The 19,914-nt window shown below is 50.7% G+C and carries 15 protein-coding genes; 12 read left to right on the top strand and 3 right to left on the bottom strand.

What is annotated here, in order from left to right:
- Positions 1–22: 22 nt before the first annotated feature.
- A complete protein-coding gene (gene pabB, locus BIT28_RS18970; protein WP_083651954.1) occupies positions 23–1,426 on the bottom strand; it encodes an aminodeoxychorismate synthase component I in 1,404 nt (467 codons plus the stop codon).
- 305 nt (positions 1,427–1,731) lie between these two features.
- On the opposite strand from pabB, the gene BIT28_RS18965 reads away from it, so the two are divergent.
- The 4 genes from BIT28_RS18965 (at position 1,732) to BIT28_RS18950 (ending at position 8,774) form a co-directional block, all read left to right on the top strand.
- The gene (locus BIT28_RS18965) at positions 1,732–3,240 is read left to right on the top strand and encodes a fumarate hydratase (protein ID WP_075766504.1); all 1,509 of its coding nucleotides are present in this window, start codon (positions 1,732–1,734) and stop codon (positions 3,238–3,240) included.
- Positions 3,241–3,581: 341 nt separating this feature from the next.
- Positions 3,582–4,616, top strand: coding sequence for an efflux RND transporter periplasmic adaptor subunit (locus tag BIT28_RS18960; protein WP_075766503.1), 1,035 nt, complete (start codon positions 3,582–3,584; stop codon positions 4,614–4,616).
- A 1-nt stretch (position 4,617) separates the two neighbouring features.
- Positions 4,618–5,703 carry an efflux RND transporter periplasmic adaptor subunit gene (locus BIT28_RS18955; RefSeq protein ID WP_075766502.1) on the top strand — a complete coding sequence of 362 codons (1,086 nt, stop codon included), beginning with the start codon at positions 4,618–4,620 and terminating at the stop codon, positions 5,701–5,703.
- Positions 5,704–5,705: 2 nt separating this feature from the next.
- Positions 5,706–8,774, top strand: a complete 3,069-nt coding sequence (locus BIT28_RS18950) for an efflux RND transporter permease subunit (RefSeq protein ID WP_075766501.1) — start codon at positions 5,706–5,708, stop codon at positions 8,772–8,774.
- Positions 8,775–8,889: 115 nt separating this feature from the next.
- Here the strand turns inward: BIT28_RS18950 and pyrC are convergent, their stop codons facing one another.
- Together pyrC and BIT28_RS18940 are read right to left on the bottom strand one after the other, a co-directional pair.
- The gene (pyrC, locus tag BIT28_RS18945; RefSeq protein WP_075766500.1) at positions 8,890–9,924 is read right to left on the bottom strand and encodes a dihydroorotase; all 1,035 of its coding nucleotides are present in this window, start codon (positions 9,922–9,924) and stop codon (positions 8,890–8,892) included.
- 207 nt (positions 9,925–10,131) lie between these two features.
- Positions 10,132–12,135, bottom strand: coding sequence for a methyl-accepting chemotaxis protein (locus BIT28_RS18940; protein ID WP_075766499.1), 2,004 nt, complete (start codon positions 12,133–12,135; stop codon positions 10,132–10,134).
- 378 nt (positions 12,136–12,513) lie between these two features.
- Between BIT28_RS18940 and hinT the strand changes: the two genes are divergently transcribed.
- From hinT to BIT28_RS18900, 8 genes are all read left to right on the top strand, one after another.
- On the top strand, positions 12,514–12,864 hold the full coding sequence (hinT, locus tag BIT28_RS18935) for a purine nucleoside phosphoramidase (RefSeq protein WP_075766586.1): 351 nt from the start codon (positions 12,514–12,516) through the stop codon (positions 12,862–12,864).
- Positions 12,865–12,986: 122 nt separating this feature from the next.
- The gene (locus BIT28_RS18930; RefSeq protein ID WP_075766498.1) at positions 12,987–14,372 is read left to right on the top strand and encodes a COG3014 family protein; all 1,386 of its coding nucleotides are present in this window, start codon (positions 12,987–12,989) and stop codon (positions 14,370–14,372) included.
- Between the two features lie 2 nt (positions 14,373–14,374).
- Positions 14,375–14,761, top strand: coding sequence for a YcfL family putative periplasmic lipoprotein (locus tag BIT28_RS18925; protein ID WP_075766585.1), 387 nt, complete (start codon positions 14,375–14,377; stop codon positions 14,759–14,761).
- A 59-nt stretch (positions 14,762–14,820) separates the two neighbouring features.
- Positions 14,821–15,414, top strand: a complete 594-nt coding sequence (lpoB, locus tag BIT28_RS18920) for a penicillin-binding protein activator LpoB (protein WP_075766584.1) — start codon at positions 14,821–14,823, stop codon at positions 15,412–15,414.
- Between the two features lie 42 nt (positions 15,415–15,456).
- Positions 15,457–16,299 carry a phosphotransferase gene (locus tag BIT28_RS18915; RefSeq protein WP_075766497.1) on the top strand — a complete coding sequence of 281 codons (843 nt, stop codon included), beginning with the start codon at positions 15,457–15,459 and terminating at the stop codon, positions 16,297–16,299.
- Between the two features lie 594 nt (positions 16,300–16,893).
- Entirely contained in the window at positions 16,894–17,697 is an 804-nt protein-coding gene (locus BIT28_RS18910) for a DUF6279 family lipoprotein (RefSeq protein WP_245823778.1), read from the top strand.
- A gap of 109 nt (positions 17,698–17,806) precedes the next feature.
- Entirely contained in the window at positions 17,807–18,349 is a 543-nt protein-coding gene (gene ycfP, locus BIT28_RS18905; protein WP_075766495.1) for an alpha/beta hydrolase YcfP, read from the top strand.
- Between the two features lie 206 nt (positions 18,350–18,555).
- Positions 18,556–19,845, top strand: coding sequence for an NAD(P)/FAD-dependent oxidoreductase (locus tag BIT28_RS18900; protein WP_075766494.1), 1,290 nt, complete (start codon positions 18,556–18,558; stop codon positions 19,843–19,845).
- The last annotated feature ends 69 nt before the right edge of the window (positions 19,846–19,914 follow it).

The following is a 19,914-nucleotide window of genomic DNA, read 5'->3' as shown; positions in this document are numbered from 1 at the left end:
AACCGTCCGTGGTTATTGATATCTACTTTTCTAAGATTGGCAGAATTTTACTCAGTTTGTCCAGTGTTTCTTGGTATTCGCTGTCGGCATCACTGTCTGCAACTAGCCCGCCACCCGCCCAGGCATACAGGGTATTTTGCTGAGTAATAAGGGTTCTTATGGTGATACTGGTATCCATTCGACCACAACGGCTGATGTAGCCAATACTGCCGCAATAGATGCTGCGGCGGTGTGGTTCCAGCTCTTCAATGATTTCCATGGCGCGAATTTTCGGTGCGCCGGTAATTGAACCGCCGGGAAAACAGGCGCGCAACAGATCGGTTGAGGAGTACTGTGTATCAAGCTCGCCGGTGACTGTACTGACAAGGTGATGGACGGCCGGAAAGCTTTCGATCTCAAACAACTTGGGGACTGCCACTGAACCAGGCTTGGCCACCCGGCCGATATCATTTCGTAGCAAGTCGACAATCATTAGGTTTTCCGAGCGATCCTTGCTGGCATGGCGTAGCTCGGTGGCGTTGGCGGCATCTTGTTTCTCATCGGCAGAGCGAGGCCGTGTGCCCTTGATGGGTTTCGTTTCAACATAACCTTGATTATGTTGAAGAAAACGCTCCGGAGATACAGAGAGAACTGTACATTCCGATGTGCGGATAAAACCGGAGAACGGCGCGCCATTTGTCTGTTCAAGGCGCAGGTAAGCCGTCCATTCATCACCCTGGTAGCTTGCCTGGAAGCGCTGGGCAAGGTTGATTTGGTAGCAGTCCCCGGATAGCAGGTAGTCCTGCACCCGGTCGAATTTGTTGCAATAAGCCGCCTTTGTCATGTTGGCGGTCCACTGGGTTGTTAATGAAAACGATCTTTTATGTTGCTTGCTGGCGCCATCCTGTTGCAGTTTAAAGGCATTTTGTTGCTCCTGAAGCCATTGGAGTCGTCCGCTGCCTTTTGGCGATACGAGAAACAACGTTTGGGCATGGTGATCGGCGATCAGGGCCCAGTCGTAAATGCCGACAGCCATGTCTGCAGCATTAATATCCTGTTCGGCAAGTGCTGGGAGATCTTCCACCCGTCGACCGAGGTCGTAGCTGAAGTAGCCAAGGGCTCCACCAATAAATGGTACATCTGTCATAGGTTTAAGCGGTGGCAATAATGATGCCTGTAGCTCTTCTACTAGCTTGAACGGATCGGTGTTGCTCGCTTTTTCGTCGCCATTTGAAAACTTAATACGGGTTGTTTCACCATGTGTCTCTAAAGTGGCTAAAGGATCGGCAACCAGAATATCAAAGCGATTATCAGGGTGATCCTGAGCTGCCGAGCGTAATATCATAGCCCAGGGGTGGGTGGACAAGGGCTCAAACCACGACAGAGTTGCTTCTGGGGTATAATCGAGTTGTTCAATTGCGAGTAGCGGATGCGATTTACAAATCATTTTCTTTTTTGTGACAGGTGTTCGATTGGCGCATGGCGCGAAATTGTTGGCAAGAGTATCATAAACGCAGAATTTAATACGACGCCCAAGGACGATCCTTTGTGTTTTATTTTTACTGATTCAGTCTGAGTAGCTCATAAAGGACACAGCCATGAGGATCATGGCACGTGGTTGCATTGCTTTCTGCACATCCTATTCCCTATACGCAGGACTCGAGCAATGCTAACCACACCCTACACTGGAAGCATGCTGTAACGGCAAAATAGTCGGGCGCCATGGAATGATAATAAATAACGAGGGCAATTATGACCGTCATTCGTAAGCAAGATGTGATTGATAGTGTGGCGGACGCACTACAGTACATTTCATACTACCATCCGCTGGATTTTGTTCAGGCCTTGGAAAAAGCCTATAACAAGGAGCAAAGTCAGGCAGCGAAAGATGCCATTGCGCAGATCCTGATCAATTCGCGCATGTCGGCCGAAGGCCATCGCCCAATCTGCCAGGACACCGGTATTGTCACGTGTTTTGTCAAAATTGGTATGAATGTACAGTGGGACAGCGATCTGACTGTACAGGAAATGATTGATGAAGGTGTTCGCCTGGCGTATACCAACCCGGATAACCCGCTGCGAGCCTCTGTCGTTGCGGATCCAGCCGGAAGCCGTAAGAACACCAAAGACAATGCCCCTGCCGTGGTACATATCGATATGGTACCGGGCGACAAGGTAGAGATTCAGATTGCCGCCAAGGGCGGCGGTTCGGAAAACAAGACCAAGATGGTAATGCTGAACCCGTCGGATGATGTTGCCGAGTGGGTTGAAAAAACAGTGCCGCTAATGGGGGCGGGCTGGTGTCCGCCGGGCATGCTGGGTATCGGTATCGGCGGTACTGCCGAGAAAGCGGCGGTGCTGGCGAAAGAGTCGCTGATGGAATCGGTTGATATTCATGAGTTGCAGGAACGTGGTGCGCAGAATGCCGAGGAAGAGCTTCGCCTGGATATTTACAACCGTGTAAATAAGCTGGGTATCGGTGCGCAGGGGCTAGGCGGTCTGACAACCGTTGTTGACGTGAAGATCAAAACAGCGCCGACTCATGCCGCTTCCAAGCCAGTTTGTATGATCCCGAACTGTGCCGCAACCCGCCACGTTCATTTCAAGCTTGATGGCACTGGCCCGGCGGAGCTAACGCCACCGAAGCTGGAAGACTGGCCTGAAGTAACTTGGGAAGTGGGTGAGAATGTTCGCCGCGTTAATATTGATGAAGTTACCAAAGACGATGTCCAGGAGTGGAAGTCTGGCGAGACCGTTTTGCTGTCAGGCAAAATCCTGACCGGCCGTGATGCTGCCCATAAGCGTATTCAGGATATGCTGGCCAAAGGGGAAGATTTCCCGGTTGATTTCAAAAACCGCTTTATCTACTACGTCGGTCCTGTTGATGCAGTTGGTGATGAGGTTGTTGGTCCTGCAGGTCCGACAACGTCGACCCGTATGGATAAATTTACCGAAATGATGCTCGGTCAGGCAGGGCTTACCGGTATGATAGGTAAAGCCGAGCGTGGTCCGGCTGCGATTGAATCCATCAAGGAGCACAAGGCTGTTTACCTGATGGCTGTCGGCGGTGCCGCTTACCTTGTGGCCAAGGCCATTAAGAAAGCGCGTGTTGTGGCTTTTGAAGATCTTGGCATGGAAGCAATCTACGAATTTGAAGTCGAAGATATGCCGGTGACGGTAGCGGTTGATGCTGAAGGGACCAATGCCCATCAGACTGGTCCGGATACCTGGAAAGTCAATATTGCCGAAATGGACGCTTAGTATTTCGTCTGACTGTTTGAGAAGGAGCCTGTATGGCTCCTTTTTTTATATCTTTTGAGGTTTTTTGCTTCCGCCATTTTTCTCCATTCCTGATTTTCTCTGAAATTTTGTCCTTGTAAATAGAGCATCGCCCAAAGACTTGGTAAGGTCCGGCGGCTCGGCTTAATGAATTGTTTTTTCTTCTTTTTCGTGGTTTGTTGGGTTTCTGTGTCGTTTTATTGGCTACACTAGTACCTTGTGGCCAAAGGCTTTTTGTTGTGAATGTAGCAGCGGCTGGTGATCTTGCGCTTAACACCAGAAGAAAAAACAAGAGTAGACAAAAATAATTTTGGAGAGGTTGTATGGGGCGCGCGCTATTAGCGACCGTCATCACTGGCTTGCTAGTGTCAGGGTGCGGTGAGAAAGAGGTAGAGGTACCTGAGCCGGAATCGAGGCCGGTAAAACTCCAGGCGGTATCCGTGGGTGACAATGAAACATTTCGTACTTTTCCGGCCACCGTTGAGGCAGGAGACAAGGCAGTACTGGCGTTTAGGGTCTCGGGGCAGATTGTTTCATTGGATGTCAGCCCGGGTGAAGATGTTAAGCGGGGACAAAAGCTGGCCAGTCTGAATCCGGATGAGCTTACCTTGCTGGTTGAACAGGCCCAGGCAAACTATGAACTGGCCTATGTTCAGTTTAAGCGAGATAAAGAGCTAAGAAAAACCAACGTGGTGTCGGAGCTGGATTTCGATACCTCCAAGGCAGAGTTAAAGCAGGCCAAGGCAGCCTTGAGCAAACAAAAATCAAACCTGGGCTATGCTACTTTGGTTGCGCCCTACGACGGGACGCTTTCTCTGTCATTGATTGAAAACTATGAATATATCATGGCCAAAGAGCCGGTGATGCATATCCAGAGCGCGGGTCTGATCAATGTCACCTTTCAACTACCCGAACATCTTTTGGCCCGCTATCAGGGGCAGTCAGATACTCAGCCAAGTGTCATTTTCGATACGATCCCTGGCGAAGTCTACCCGGCAGAGTTTAAAGAGATAGATACCGAGGCCGATCCCACAACGTCGAGCTATAAGGTGACGCTGTTTATGGAACGCCCTGAAGGGAAGAATATTCTTCCCGGCATGGCGGGGCTGGTGAAAATTGCGATTCCGAAGGGTAATTCGGGGGCGATTCCCAAACGCGCGGTGATACAAGAGGGAAGTGCAACCTATGTCTGGCATGTCGACGAAGCCGGTATTGCCCACAAGATAGAGGTTGAACTGGATGACAAGGGACGTGTGGTTGCCGGGTTGAATGATGGCGATCAGATTGCGATTTCTGGTGTAGGGGAGCTTCAGGAAGGCCAGAAAGTGCGTGCCTGGGTTAAGGAGCGAGGACTGTAAGATGAAAAAGCTATCCTTGATCTTATTGGCGCTGGGGGCGGTCTTTACTTTGCAAGGCTGTGAAAAGCCTGTGGTAGAAGAGCGGCAAATTGTACAGCCCGTCAGCGTGGATGTCGTTGCCTTGGCCGATGCCGCACCGCAACTTACCTTTCCTGCCGTGGCGGCAGCGGCAGATAAATCCAGCCTGTCATTTCGAATTCCGGGTGAGGTAACCCGTATTGCTGTTCGCCCTGGGGGTTTTGTCAAAAAGGGTCAGTTGCTTGCCGAGCTGGATCCTACGGACTATCAGCTGGAAGTTGATGATGCACAGGCGAAGTACAATGTGGCCGACAGTCAGTACCGACGCTCGGCCAAGTTAGTTGACAAAGGCTTCCTGGCCCAGTCGCAGTTTGATGAGTTGAGGGCACAGCGTAAGATTGCTCGGGCAAGGCTCAACATAGCCAAGCTGAACCTCACATTTACCAAGCTGGTTGCTCCTTTTGACGGGGTGATTTCCCGGGTGCCTATCGAGCAGTTCGAGAACATCCAAGTCGGCCAGCAGGTGATGAACATTCATAGTGCCAAAAGTGTCGATATTTTGATCCAGGCACCGGACCTCATTTATTCCCAAAGCTCTGCTGTTGATATTCAGGAATCAAAACCCGGCGCGAGGGTGGTGCTTGACAATGGCGCTGAGTATCAGGCTTCCCTTAAGGAATTTACCACTGAGCCGGATCCGGAATCGGGCTCGTTCCTGGTTACCTTGACCATGCCGATGCCCGAAGACCGCTTCATCCTTGATGGGATGGCCGTAGAAGTCCGGGCTGATGCACAAAAGCTGAAAATATATAGAAAGGGTGAGCCTGTGATCCCATTGGAGGCCATTTTCAATGAAGATGGCGATAACCTGTCATCAACAGACAAGTTTGTTTGGGTGGTAAACGAGGGCAAGACAGTAATCAAGCGCCGCGTGGTGACAGATAAAGTTGTCCCTGAAGGTGTTCGTTTGCTGGCGGGACTTGAGGAAGGGGAAACCATCGTCGTGGCGGGAGGGAACCGTTTGCGGGAAGGTCAGCAGGTGAAAGTGATTGCCAAGGAGGCTGAATAATAATGAAACAAGATATCGCAGCCTATTTTATTAAAAACAAAGTCATTAGCTGGATGCTGTCGCTGATCTTCCTGATCGGCGGGACCATGGCCTTCTTTGGTCTGGGGCGCTTGGAAGATCCGGCATTCACTATTAAGGATGCCATGGTAGTGACGGCCTACCCGGGGGCGACACCGCTTCAGGTCGAAGAAGAGGTCACCTATCCGATTGAAAAGGAAATCCAACAACTGGCTTATGTGGATGAAGTCAACTCCATCTCCAGTCGTGGACTGTCACAGATCACGGTGACCATGAAGAACAATTATGGCCCTGATGACTTGCCGCAGATCTGGGATGAACTACGCCGCAAGGTGAATGATCTTGAGCCGAACCTTCCGCCGGGGGTCGCAGAGCCGTCAGTTATTGATGATTTTGGTGATGTGTTCGGTATTTTGCTGGCGATCACAGGTGACGGGTATTCGTACAAAGAACTTAATGACTATGTCGACTATCTTCGCCGTGAAGTTGAGTTGGTAGACGGGGTTGCTAAGGTCTCTGTTACGGGAACCCAGCAAGAGCAGGTATTTATCGAAATCTCCCTGCAGCGGCTGAGCAGCCTGGGGATTTCGCCGCAGACGATTTACAATACCCTAGCGACACAAAACCTAGTTTCAAGTGCTGGTGCAGTCAAGATCGGTACTGAGTATATTCGTGTCCATCCGACAGGTGAGTTTACCGATGTCAATGCGCTGGGCGATTTGATTATTACCGAGAGCGGGGCAGAAGGGCTGATTTACCTGCGCGATGTGGCGGAAATCAAGCGCGGGTTCAAAGAGGTGCCTGATAACCTGTTGAGCTACAACGGTAAGGTAGCGCTGAGTGTTGGCATATCGTTTGTCGAAGGTGTCAACGTAGTGGAAATCGGCAAAGGGGTCTACCGCCGTCTGGACGAGCTGAAAGAGCAACAGCCTGTCGGGATTGATATTGGCGTGATCTACAGCCAGCCTGATGAGGTCGATAAGTCCGTCAAGGGATTCATTGTCAGTCTCGGTCAGGCTGTAGCGATTGTTATCATTGTTCTGCTGTTCTTTATGGGGCTTCGCTCGGGGATCCTGATCGGTTTGATCTTGCTGTTAACCGTGCTGGGAACCTTTGTCTTTATGAGCTGGATGGCGATTGACTTGCAGCGAATATCGCTCGGAGCTCTGGTTATCGCCCTCGGGATGCTGGTGGATAATGCCATTGTCGTTGTCGAAGGGGTCCTGATAGGGGTGCAGAAAGGCCGGACGCGGATGCAGGCGGCCTCCGATATCGTGACTCAGACCAAATGGCCGCTACTGGGGGCCACGGTTATCGCGGTTACCGCTTTTGCGCCTATCGGGTTGTCGCAAGACTCGACTGGTGAATATTGTGCCACCCTGTTTAGTGTTCTGTTGATTTCTCTGATGCTGAGCTGGTTTACGGCTATTTCGCTAACCCCGTTTTTTGCCGACTTGTTCTTTAAGGGCGTCAAAAATAAAGGCGATGGCGAGGATGATGACCCGTACAAAGGGTTTATTTTTGTCATATACAAGAAAGCGCTGGAAGCCTGCATGAGGAATGCGTGGCTGACTGTGATTGTCTTGATCGCGATGCTTGGTGCAAGTCTGTATGGCTTTACCCAGTTGAAACAGTCATTCTTCCCGTCGTCGACAACGCCGATGTTCATGGTTGACGTGTGGTTGCCGGAAGGAACAGACATTCGCTCGACCAACGATAAGTTGCATGAGCTGGAAGAGTGGGCCAGTCAGCAGGAAAACGTCAGCCATGTTTCGTCCAGTGCCGGCAAAGGGGCACAGCGTTTTATGCTGACCTATTCGCCGGAAAAAAGCTATGCGGCCTATGGTGAGCTGATAATTCGCGTCGACACTTATGAAGATGTAATGCCGATGCTGAGAAAAGTCAGTGATGAGCTCGACACCAAACATCCTGATATTGAATACAAGCTCAAGCGTATTGAGCTTGGTCCGTCGTCAGGCTCTAAGATTGAAGCACGTTTGGTCGGGCCGGATCCGACGGTGCTCCGAGGCCTGGCTCAGCAGACTGTGGATATTATGCGCGCTGATCCCGGCGCCTTCAATGTGCGCCATGACTGGCGTGAGCGCACCAAGGTGCTCGAGCCTATCTTCAATGAAAGCCAGGCCCGCCGTTACGGCATCACCAAATCTGATGTTGATGACCTATTGCAGATGGCGTTTTCCGGCTTGTCTGTCGGTCTCTATCGTGATGGCACCAACCTGATGCCGATTGTGGCGCGCTTACCCGATGAGGAGCGTGTGGATGTCAGTACCATTGAGGGTATGAAGATTTGGAGTCCGGCCATTCAGGGCTATATTCCGATCCAGCAGGTGATGCTCGGGGTGAATGTGGTCTGGGAAGATCCGCTGGTGGTGCGTAAGAACCGTAAGCGAATGCTGACGATCATGGCCGATCCTGATCCTTTGGGTGATGAAACGGCGGCGACACTGCAGGGCCGTATCCAGCCTAAAATTGAGGCGTTGGACTTCCCTCCGGGCTACTCGCTGGAATGGGGCGGTGAGTATGAATCGTCAGCCGATGCCAAGGCATCACTGTTCCAGACCATGCCGATGGGTTATCTGTTTATGTTCCTGATCACCATCTTCTTGTTCAACAAGGTGAAAGAAGCGGTGATTGTATGGGCGACAGTGCCGCTGGCGATTATCGGTGTAACAACCGGGTTGCTGTTGCTGAATACACCGTTTGGCTTCATGGCGTTGCTGGGCTTTTTGAGTCTGTCGGGTATGCTGGTCAAAAACGGTATCGTTCTGCTTGATCAGATCGAGATTGAAATCAGCAGCGGTAAGGAGAAGTATCAGGCGGTGGTCGATGCGGCCGTAAGTCGTGTTCGTCCGGTATGTATGGCGGCCATTACCACGGTGCTGGGGATGATCCCGCTGTTGCCTGATGTATTCTTCAAGCCGATGGCGGTAACGATTATGTTCGGGCTGGGCTTTGCAACGGTGCTGACACTGATAGTGGTACCGGTTCTGTACCGGATGTTCCATCACCTGAAAGTGCCGCAGGCGGCGTAGGTACGGTTTGGCATCCATCCAACACTAGTGGTTAGATAACCAAAGGGCTCCCTCGGGAGCCCTTTTTATTGCATTGTAGTATTGCCTTAGCTACAAGGCGTTGTTATACGACAGCTTAGCTGGCGATAACTTTCCAGTTCATCTCTTCGCCGGCACGGATAGGTACGACTACATCACTGCCGAAGGACATCGTCTCCGGTACAGTCCAGCTCTCTTTGACAAGGGTAATGGTGTCGGTATTGCGTGGTAGACCGTAGAAGTCAGGGCCGTTAAAGCTGGCAAAGGCTTCTAGCTTATCCAGCGCACCCGCCTGTTCGAATACTTCCGCGTAGAGCTCAATGGCTGCGTGGGCGGTGTAGGAACCGGCACAACCGCAAGCCGATTCTTTTCGACCCTGGGCATGAGGGGCAGAGTCGGTACCGAGGAAGAATTTAGGGCTGCCGCTGGTCGCCGCTTCAACCAGTGCCTGCTGATGGATGTTGCGCTTCAGGATTGGCAGGCAGTAAAAATGCGGGCGGATTCCGCCGACTAGCATATGGTTGCGGTTGAACATCAGGTGGTGGGCGGTGATGGTTGCCCCCACGTTAGGACCGGCGTTGGTGACGAACTCAACGGCGTCCTTTGTTGTGATGTGCTCGACAACAATCTTCAGGTCCGGCATTTGCTCGACAATCGGGGCAAGTACCGTATCAAGGAACGTTTTCTCGCGGTCGAAGATATCGACATCGTGAGTGGTTACCTCACCATGGATAAGCAACAGCATACCGACTTCCTGCATTGCCTGAAGCGTAGGGATTAGCTTGTCGATGGAGGTTACGCCGGAATCGGAGTTGGTGGTAGCACCTGCCGGGTAGAGTTTTGCCGCATAGATGTGGCCACTGGCTTTTGCTTTGCGAATTTCTTCAGGGGAGGTGTTGTCGGTGAGGTATAGCGTCATGAGAGGGGAGAAGTTGCCTTGAGGCTTTTCGGCAAGGATACGATCGCGGTAGGCTAATGCAGCGTCAGTATCGGTGACTGGTGGAACCAGGTTCGGCATGATGATTGCCCGCCCCATATACTGACTGATATCACGGACGGTATCTTTTAAGACCTCGCCATCACGTAGGTGTGTGTGCCAGTCATCAGGACGTGTAATCGAAATTGTCGTCATAATTGCTTCCCTCCCAAAAAATTTGCCCGATTCTAAAAGCATCCCTACCTTAAGTAAAGCGCAATGATCAAACAAAGTAACCAGTTGATGATTTAAAGCGCAATCGTTTGCACTCTTGTTGCTCGTGGTTGCGGGTTGCTACAGGGTGATAAATCAAAGCCAGCAATAATGCTGGCTTTAGTGATTGCTGTCGTCGATGTATTGAAGTTACAGCTTAAATCGCATCACCAGGTCGTTTTGCTGGTGGGCCAGGCTATCGAGCTTGCTGCTGGCTTCGGCGACTTCTTCCATTGAATTGTAGTTGGAGTCAGCAATATGGCTGATATCTTCCAGGCTACGGGCTATAGAGGTTGTCGTAGTACGCTGTTCTTCGGCAGCCTGGGCGATTTGCGAACTCATCTGGCTGATTTCGAAGATGATCGCCTGAATTTCCTCCATCGCACTATTGGCATCCGACGCCTGGCTAATGCTGTTTTCCATCTCGCCAACACAGCTTTGCATCACCGATACCGCTTGGCCTGAACGTGACTGCAGGCTTTGAATCATGGTTTCAATTTCCGCTGTCGAGTCGGTGGTGCGCTTGGCCAGCACGCGAACCTCGTCGGCCACGACCGCAAAGCCGCGGCCCTGGTCGCCAGCCCGTGCTGCCTCAATGGCCGCATTTAGTGCCAGCAGATTGGTTTGATCGGCGATGTTACGAATTACATCCAGAATTGAGCCGATACTGCTGCTCATCTCCTGAAGCTTGGATACCGCATTGACGGATTCGTCCAGGCGCTCGGAAAGCTGATGGGCGGTGTTGATATTGCGACTCATGACTTCGCGGCCGGTGTTGGAGGCCTTCTCTACCTCGTGGACTCGCTCCATGGTATTTTGTGCACTGTGTGAGACATCCGTCACAGATTGTTCCATCTCTGTCATGGCAGTGGCAACAGAAGCGGTTTGCTGTCGTTGCTCGTTGAGACGGTTTTTCGCTTCGGTGGTTGTTGACTGGTTTTCCTCGGCAACCGATGTCAGGTCCTGAGATGCCTGGCTGAGTTTGCCCAGTACTTCTTGTAAGTTATCGGCCAGCGTATTGATATGGCGGCTGAGCTTGTTGAATTCGACGAAATTATTGTTGTCGCTACGCTTGGTCATGTCACCGTTGGTAAGTGCTTCCAGGGTCTTCAGCGTTGACTCAAGCGGCTTGCGGACACTTTGCGCCAGATACCAGCCAATGAAAACGGCAAACAGGGTCGCACCGATACCAATTAGAATGGCATTGGTCAGCCCACGGCTATAGGCATTGTCGGCATTGGCGATCGCGCTTTCCATGTAATCGTTGGCCTTGGTTCTGAAGGTATCGAGCAGGTTGGTGGCCTGATCGATTTCTGTGGCCAGTGTTGCAATGTTGTCGTAGAGGCGGTTGCGGGCCTCAATGTAGCGAAAATGCACATCCAGCACCCCGCCGGACTTGCCGATATCAAGGGTGTACTGGGCAATAGATTTGTCGAAGGTGCCTTTGAGCTCCGGAATCAGGGCGGTGAGTGAGCGATAGGCGTTACCGAGGTGGTTGACGTTTCGTTTGTTGCTTTTGACCGCTTTTTCGATGACCGTGATGTTATCTGTCGCCAGGGCGTCAGAAGTGATGGTTTCGGTCTGGCGAAGCTTGATGAAATAATTTTTCGCGATCATTTTGACAGAAATACTGCTCTGATCTTCGATGTACTCTTTCATCCGTGTATTTAGCTCGTTGTGGAGCTGCTGAAAATGACGTGCTGACTTCAATCGGGCTTCTTGCGCAAGCAGTTGGGCACGATAGTTGTCCATGGCGACATGGGCTTCGGAAAAATACCGTTCTTCTAGGGCGATAAGCTCGTTCAATTGGGTGCTTAGGGCATCATTACCCGACGCGGCTTCTCGGAGCTGATCAAGTGCTGCGATAAAGGCGATGTGGGCCTGACTGAAGTTATCTTCGTAGGTCTTCATCCGTTCCGGATTCTGGCTGGTGAGAAAGTCCTTGAATATTTTGTCGGCGGCAAGAAGTCGAACACTGGTCTGGTTGGCGGTAGACACCAGCGGCAGGGCATCAGATGTGACCGTTTTTAGTTGGTTGTGGATCCGGTTTGTTCCATCCAGCATCAGAAAAATGGTTGCAGCAAACAGTATGACCATTACCGCAAAACCAGTGTACATACGTCGAATGACAGAGGTCTGTCTTGTTGTCTTCATAATATCCCTAAACTCTGGCAAACGTGAGCGACAGCAAGCCCACATAAAGTACATTAATACGAAGCTGTAATTATGTTATTGACCTTCGTATAAATTGTGATGTTGTAATTTTAAGTAGCAAAAAAAGCAAACTGAAAAAGACAAAATCGACACATACCACTCTAGCATCTTGCCATGGGGACGAGCAGTAGCAGCAAATGATAAATGAAATTCAGCGCTACATACTTTGACGGCGGCATCAAAAAATAACTTAATTTATGAAATATTTACTGGATTAATGGTTTAAAACGGTGTTCAATATTGCTCTATAGTTTGGACTCAAGCATACTCCACTGACAGGAGATAACCTGAGACACAACATAGTAAATGGAGCATGATATGGCAGAAGAAACTATCTTCAGTAAAATTATTCGTAAGGAAATTCCGGCAGATGTCCTATATCAGGATGATTTAGTGACTGCATTTCGGGATATTAATCCGCGTGCGCCAAGCCATATCCTAATTACTCCCAACAAACTTATTCCGACGGTCAATGACGTCGAAGCGGATGATGAAGCCATGATGGGGCGTCTGTTTACGGTTGCACGTAAGCTGGCAGAGAAAGAAGGGGTATCGGAGGACGGATACCGTCTGATTGTCAATTGCAACCCGCATGGCGGTCAGGAAGTGTACCACATTCACATGCACCTTCTTGCCGGTCGCCCATTAGGCCCGATGCTGGTTGGGTAAGTAACAATAGATCGCCGTGATAACCGCGGGAACTAATATTGCTGGGTCAGGTCTGAGTGGATTATGTTCTTTTACTATGAACACTCAGACTTTTTTGTTTTTGAATATGGGTTACTAACACAATGCTAAAACGTGCCGCAGTGCTGATGTTATCGCTGAGCATAACGGCCTGTGCGAACTTGTCGACTCAGAGTTTATTCAGTCATTACAGCGCGTCGAATGCGCAGGTTCACCAAGCCTTGCAACAGGGTAATTACACCGAGGCGGTCGAAGCCCTCCCTGATGCTCCGGCAGGAGATATCCTTGACGGGATGGAGCGGGGGCGGGTGAATTTTGTCGCCGGGCAGTACCCGGACAGTTTTGCCGCGCTTCAGCGTGCAGATATGGCGGTCAAAGAGCAGCAGCGGCAGGCCGTGATCCAGTTGTCCGAAGGCCTGAATCAGGCCGGGGCACTGCTGACCAATGATAATATGATCACCTACCAGCCCGCGGATTACGAGCTGGGGTTTATGCACCTTTATCTTGCTCTCAACTATATCCAGCAAAAGGACTTGGAAGGGGCGCTGGTAGAGGTCCGAAGGGCTAACCTGGTTCAGGAAGCTGCCCGGAAATTGCGCGAGGCCGAACTTGGTCAGGCGGCACAGGAAGCACAGCGCAAGGGGATGAACCAGAATCTTGGTGCCGTGCTGGCCCGTTACCCGGATGCCGGGGAGAAGCTTGCCAATGTTCAAAATGGCTATTTATTTTATCTGTCGGGTATTTTGTATGAGGCCGACGGTGACCTGAACAGTGCCTATATCGACTATAAGCGGGCACTGGCGGTCGCACCGAACAACATGTACATCGCCAATACCGTATTGCGGCTTGCGACGCAGATGCAGATGACCGAGGATCTTACCCGGCTGCAGGCGCGGTATGGTACATACGCGCCGGCTAAGGCGGGAGAAGGCCGGGTGGTCATTCTGGACGAGCAGGGGGTTGTTCTGGCCCGAGACGGATGGCGCTTGCCTCTATGGCTGCAGGACAGTCGAGGTGACGGGGCGATTTATAACCTGTCATTGCCTTACTACCGGAATTCCTCTCGCCCGCCGATGAGTACATTGGTGCTTGATGATGAGCCCGTTAACGGGAGTGAGTTGGCGAACGTTGACAATATGGCCAGGAACAGCCTGAACGAGGAGCTGCCGGTGATTGTTGTTCGCCAGGCGTTACGGGTCTTGGCAAAAGACGAAGTCAGGAAGTCGGCAGCGAAGAATGGTAATGAACTGGGCAATGCGCTCGCCAACATTTTTAATACGCTGACCGAGCAACCGGATACCCGAAGCTGGCAATCTCTACCATCTTCAATCAGTATGTATCATACTGATTTACAAGCAGGGACACATAAACTCAGCTGGAGCGGCCAGAGCCTGGACATCAAGGTTGCGGCAGGGCGAACCACAATGGTCTGGGTTTCCCGTCAGGGAAATAAGCTTAGCTGGTGGTCGGTATTGTTAGGGGAGAGTTAATGATGAAATATATTTCTGTCTTGGTGTTCGCGCTGGCGCTTTCTGCCTGTTCGTCGACAACATCTGGGATCAGTATTGAAAGCAGCAACCAGAACGTAGTGATTGGCAACTCATCGCTGGCAGGTCAGATTGAAATCGAGAAAGCGATAGTTGCTGAAACGAATGGGTTGATGAAGGCGGGTGTACCCGTTACCAGTAAAGTCGATTCGGATATGAAGTTGCAATACCGCTTCTACTGGTACGATGCTCAGGGGTTGGAAGTCTACGGCAGTGACACTCCGTGGCGCCAGTTTGTACTTCATGGCAGGGACTCAGTCACTTTGCAGGCGGTTGCCAGAAAGCCTGAAGCCAAACAGTATCGTATCTATATCCGCGAAGCGGATTATTAATGGGGATTGAGGCCACCCCGGTGGCCTGTTCTGCGACAACAGTAATGAAAGGTAATAAGATGAAAAAAAGCGTAATTGCATTATTAGGCGTAGCTGCATTGATGGGCGGTTGTGCGCAGAAGGTCAGCTATGGCGATGCACAGGCTGCTGAAACCACGACTATCGAGTTTGGCTCGACGGATCTGCAAAAGATTGCTGAGGAAATGACCGATAGCATGCTGAGCTCAGGTTCCGTGGCCTACATCACCGGTAACGGCAACCGACCAATTATTGTTGTTGACGGAATTAAGAATAAAACCAGCGAGCATATCGATACCGAATCGGTGACTGACTCGGTCAGTACGCGCCTGCTAAACTCGGGTAAATTCCGTTTCGTTGATATGACGCGTGTTGAAAATGTGCGTAAGCAACTGAACTTCCAAAATAACGATGAGCTGGTGAATCAGAGCACTGCGATTCAGTTTGGTAAAATGGTGGGTGCGGAATACATGCTATACGGCAACCTGGCCAGTATCGTCAAGCAGGCTGGTAGCGATAAAGACGTGTACTACAAGATGACAATGCGCCTGATGGATCTGGAAACCGGTCTGGTCGAATGGGCGGACGAAACTGAAATCCGCAAGCAGGAAGCCAAGAGCCTGCTGGGCTGGTAATAGCACTATATGCTCGATCTCTGTCAAGACGTGAGGCGATGAGTGAATACGTTTGATCCCGCTTTACTGAATGCCTTGCCGGATATCGAGTTACTTTCTGCCAGGCCGCTGACCGGCGGCCTGAGTAACCGTTGCTGGTTGCTTGAACTCCGAGATGAACGTACGGCCATATGCTCAAAGGCAGTATGGCGACCGATTGCCAAATCAAGCTTGGCATTCGGGCTCTCTCGTGAACGTGAGCATCAGGTACTAAACAGCCTTGAGTCATCAAACCTGGCCCCTCGTAGTATTGCGCTGCTAGATAAGGGCTTGCTCGTTGAGTGGCTTGAAGGGACGACGGCTGCTGATAACCTGTCTGATGAGGAGCTGCTTCAGCTCCAGGCTGGTATTCATGCCTTGCCAGTACCTCGCTGGCGTCTTGATGTAAAGCAGAAGACTGCCCATTACTGGGAGCAGATCGATGACAGGTACAAATCCCCCTCACTGCAGCAGATAGTTAACTATTTTCAGAACCTTCCCCTGCAGAACTGGTTTGATGATACTTGCTGCCACCACGACCTGGGTCGCTACAATATTATTTGCCAGCCCGAAGGCCATAATCGGGTGATTGACTGGGAATACGCAGCCGCGGGAGATCCTTCCCTTGATCTGGCACTGACAATCATTGCCAATGGCTTGGAGCGGGAGCATGCTGTTGCGGCTTACTGCCAGCTACTGGGCACCCAGGAGCATGAGCGCTGGCTGGCTGCGGTAACGGCATGGCAGCCTTGGTGCCGTTATCTGGCAGTGCTCTGGTATTACGTTGGAGCAACGGTGTGGCATGATAACAGCTACCAGACTGAAGCCGACAAGCTTGCCCAAGAGCTATTCCGAGAGCTACTCTAATCATGATTTAGCCTCTGGGGCATGACTTGACTGTTGAACGGCGTCAAGCCGGAACAGGTTGCTAACTTAGAAGCTGGCACCTTGTGGCACTAACTTCCCTGCAGTTTCTTTGCTGCGAAANCTGTTGAACGGCGTCAAGCCGGAACAGGTTGCTAACTTAGAAGCTGGCACCTTGTGGCACTAACTTCCCTGCAGTTTCTTTGCTGCGAAATATATACCCAAGCTACCTCAAGATGCTCGTTTCAGCGAGAATTACTTGGCTTGTAGGCTAGGCACCGATTAGAAAATCTAGTGGCTCTAAATTGATAATCGGTAACAACGCATAGAAGCCAAGTAAACTCGCCCTTAGGGAGTGAGCCAGCGCGTCCATTTCAGTGTCAAATAACGTTGAAAGGGACTACCATTCCTACCGTCATTTTCCTTGAACTGAGCACGCTGGTCTCACTCTGAATCCTGCATCTTGAGGTAGTTTGGGTATACTGCCGAAACTCAGGTCTACACTATTAATTCACCGATTCATTGTTCTGCTTAAGCAATTGAAAGGGAGTTAAGATGCCCCAAAGGCTGATGCGTTTTGCTACGGGTGCTTTTATCATGATTACCCTTTTGGGGTGTGTGATGCGCCTTGGCTACAATACTCTCAACTACTGGATCCCGTATTACCTTTCAGGTTATGTCACGCTGACCTCCAGCCAGGAAAAGGTATTTGATGCCGAGCTGGACAAAGCATTGGCTATTCACCGCCGGCAGGAGCTGCCAAAGATCCATCGTGAAATTTTTGCGTTGCAATCTGATTTGCAGCACCAGTTGTCGTTTGGTCAGGTCCGTGGCTATCACTTTTCGTTCACCTCTCTGGGGCAGGATTCAGTGGCTCTGCTGGCCAAACCGTTGGCGGCAACCCTCAAACTGCTGGATGATCAGCAAGTGGCGCAGCTGAACGGTAATATTCAATCTGCCATTGATGAGGTTAAGCAAGAGCGCGAGATCCTGACGACCAGGCAGAAGATCGATAAAAGGGCGAGTGCCCTTCAGGAGACGGCCGCGGACTGGGTTGGCTCGCTGAGCAGCAGGCAGAATGCCTTGCTGAAAGAGCTGGCCGGGTATCAGGTTGAAATGGAACCGGAATTTTTCACTGTTTGGTATCAGTTTCTGCAAAATTGGCGTGTGCTGATGACAAATCGAGAGCGGCCGGAGTTTGAAGCCGAGCTGAGTCGTGAGCTCCAGCGTCTGGTTGCCCTGGAAAATGATGCCATTCAGGCTGAACTGAATTATTACCTTAATCGCCGTTTTGAGCTGTTAAGACGATTTAACCACAGCCTGTCACAGAACCAGCTTCGGTTTTTTGATAATCGGTTAAGTGCAATTCGCAAAGATGTAGCGGTTTTGATAAATCAATAGCGAAAAATGGCACTTGGTTGTTAAGAAAATAGTGTTTTTTGCCTTTTAAACCTTACGAAACGTGTTAGATTAAATTCAGAGTTAAGAATAAGAATGACGGGGATAACAAATGATCATCTATCTGCATGGCTTTGATTCTACAAGCCCGGGTAATCATGAAAAGGTACTACAGCTTCAATTTATTGACCCTGATGTTCGCTTTGTGAATTACAGTACACTCCACCCTAAGCACGATATGCAGCATTTGCTCAAGGAAGTGCACAAGTTAATCGAAGAATCCAGTGACCCTAATCCGCTGATTTGTGGGGTAGGGCTCGGTGGCTTTTGGTCTGAGCGTATTGGCTTTTTGTGTGGGATCAAACAGGTCATATTTAACCCAAATTTGCACCCTGAACTGAACATGGAAGGAAGAATCGACCGACCTGAAGAATATGCCGACATCTCGACAAAATGTGTTACAGACTTTCGTAAAAAAAATGCCGGGAATTGCCTTTGCATACTTTCAACTAATGATGAAGTATTAGATAATCGCGATACAAAAGATGCCTTGGGTGATTACTACGAAATCATCTGGGATGAGAACCAAACGCATAAATTTAAAAAGATCTCGCAGCATCTACAAACTATAAAATCCTTTAAAGAAACACGTTAATTACCTCCTACCCTCCGCAGACGGGCCCGGTCCGTCTGCTTCAATACCAAATTGCACAGTGGACTTTGGCTTGCCTGCGTGATCAGAGCATTGTTCAGTTTGGTATTAGTCAGTTAGCCAGAGCGTTGTCATCTGTCGTTTAGGGATGAATAACGGACCATTCGGCTCTGAGCAATAAAATTTATACAAAATAAGAGGAAGTTATCGTGACTCGTATTATCGTAGTTGGTGGCGGTGCGGGCGGTCTGGAGCTTGCGACCAAATTGGGTCGTACTCTGGGGCGCAAACGCCGTGCAACAGTAACACTTGTCGATCGCAAAGCTAGCCACCTGTGGAAGCCGCTGCTGCATGAAGTGGCAACCGGCTCAATGGATGCCGGGGTTGATGCCCTGAGCTACCGTGCCCACGCAAAAAACCATTCGTTTGATTTTCAGATGGGCAGCCTGCAGTCGATTGATCGCGAGAACAAGTCAATCAAGCTGGCCGCACTCTATGATGAGCACGACGAGCTATTAATGCCGGAGCGCGAGCTGGAATACGATATTCTGGTATTGGCGATTGGCTCGACATCCAATGACTTCAATACGCCGGGTGTGCGCGACAACTGTATTTTCCTGGATAGCCCGGAGCAGGCGCACCGTTTCCGTACTGAAATGAACAACCAGTTCCTGAAGCTGCACGCGAATAAAGACCAAAAAACCGTTGATATTGCGATTGTCGGTGCCGGTGCAACCGGGGTCGAGCTGTCGGCAGAGCTGCACAACGCGGTGAAGGAGCTGCGTACCTATGGGTTCGGCGATCTGGACAGTTCGCGCCTGAATGTCAACCTGGTTGAGGCGGGCGAGCGTATTCTTCCGGCACTGCCACCACGTATCTCCAGCGCGGCACATAGCGAACTGACCAAGCTTGGGGTGAATGTGCGTACGGCGACCATGGTGACCAAGGCTGACGAAACCGGCCTGACAACCAAAGATGGCGATCATATCCCGGCTCAAATCATGGTGTGGGCTGCCGGTATCAAGGCGCCTGATTTCATGAAAGAGATTGCGGGTCTTGAAACGAACCGCATTAACCAGTTGGTGGTCAAGCCGACACTGCAGACAACTCGTGATGACGATATTTACGTGATTGGTGACTTGGCTTGCTGCGAGCAGGAGGACGGTAGTTTCGTTCCGCCGCGTGCCCAGGCCGCGCACCAGATGGCGAGCCGCTGTTTCTCAAACATCGTTGCCAAGATGACAGCTCGCGCGCAGAAGCCTTATATCTATAGCGACCATGGCTCACTGGTTTCGCTCAGCCGCTTCTCGACGGTAGGTAGCCTGATGGGCAACCTGACCAAGGGCTCGATGATGGTCGAGGGGCGTATTGCCCGCGTGGTGTATATCTCGCTGTACCGAATGCACCTGGTCGCGCTTCACGGTGTGTTCAAGACCGGCCTGATGATGCTTGTCGGTCGGATTAACCGTGTGTTGCGACCGAACCTGAAGTTACACTAATAGTTAGTCGTTATTGGTTACCTATAAAAACGCCGCTGTTTGTTAGCGGCGTTTTTATATCGTAATGCT

The sequence above is a fragment of the Photobacterium proteolyticum genome, assembly GCF_001939735.1.
Lineage (GTDB): Bacteria > Pseudomonadota > Gammaproteobacteria > Enterobacterales > Vibrionaceae > Photobacterium > Photobacterium proteolyticum.
The sequence above is the reverse complement of the archived record's forward strand: the minus strand, read 5'-3'. Positions and strand labels throughout refer to the sequence as shown.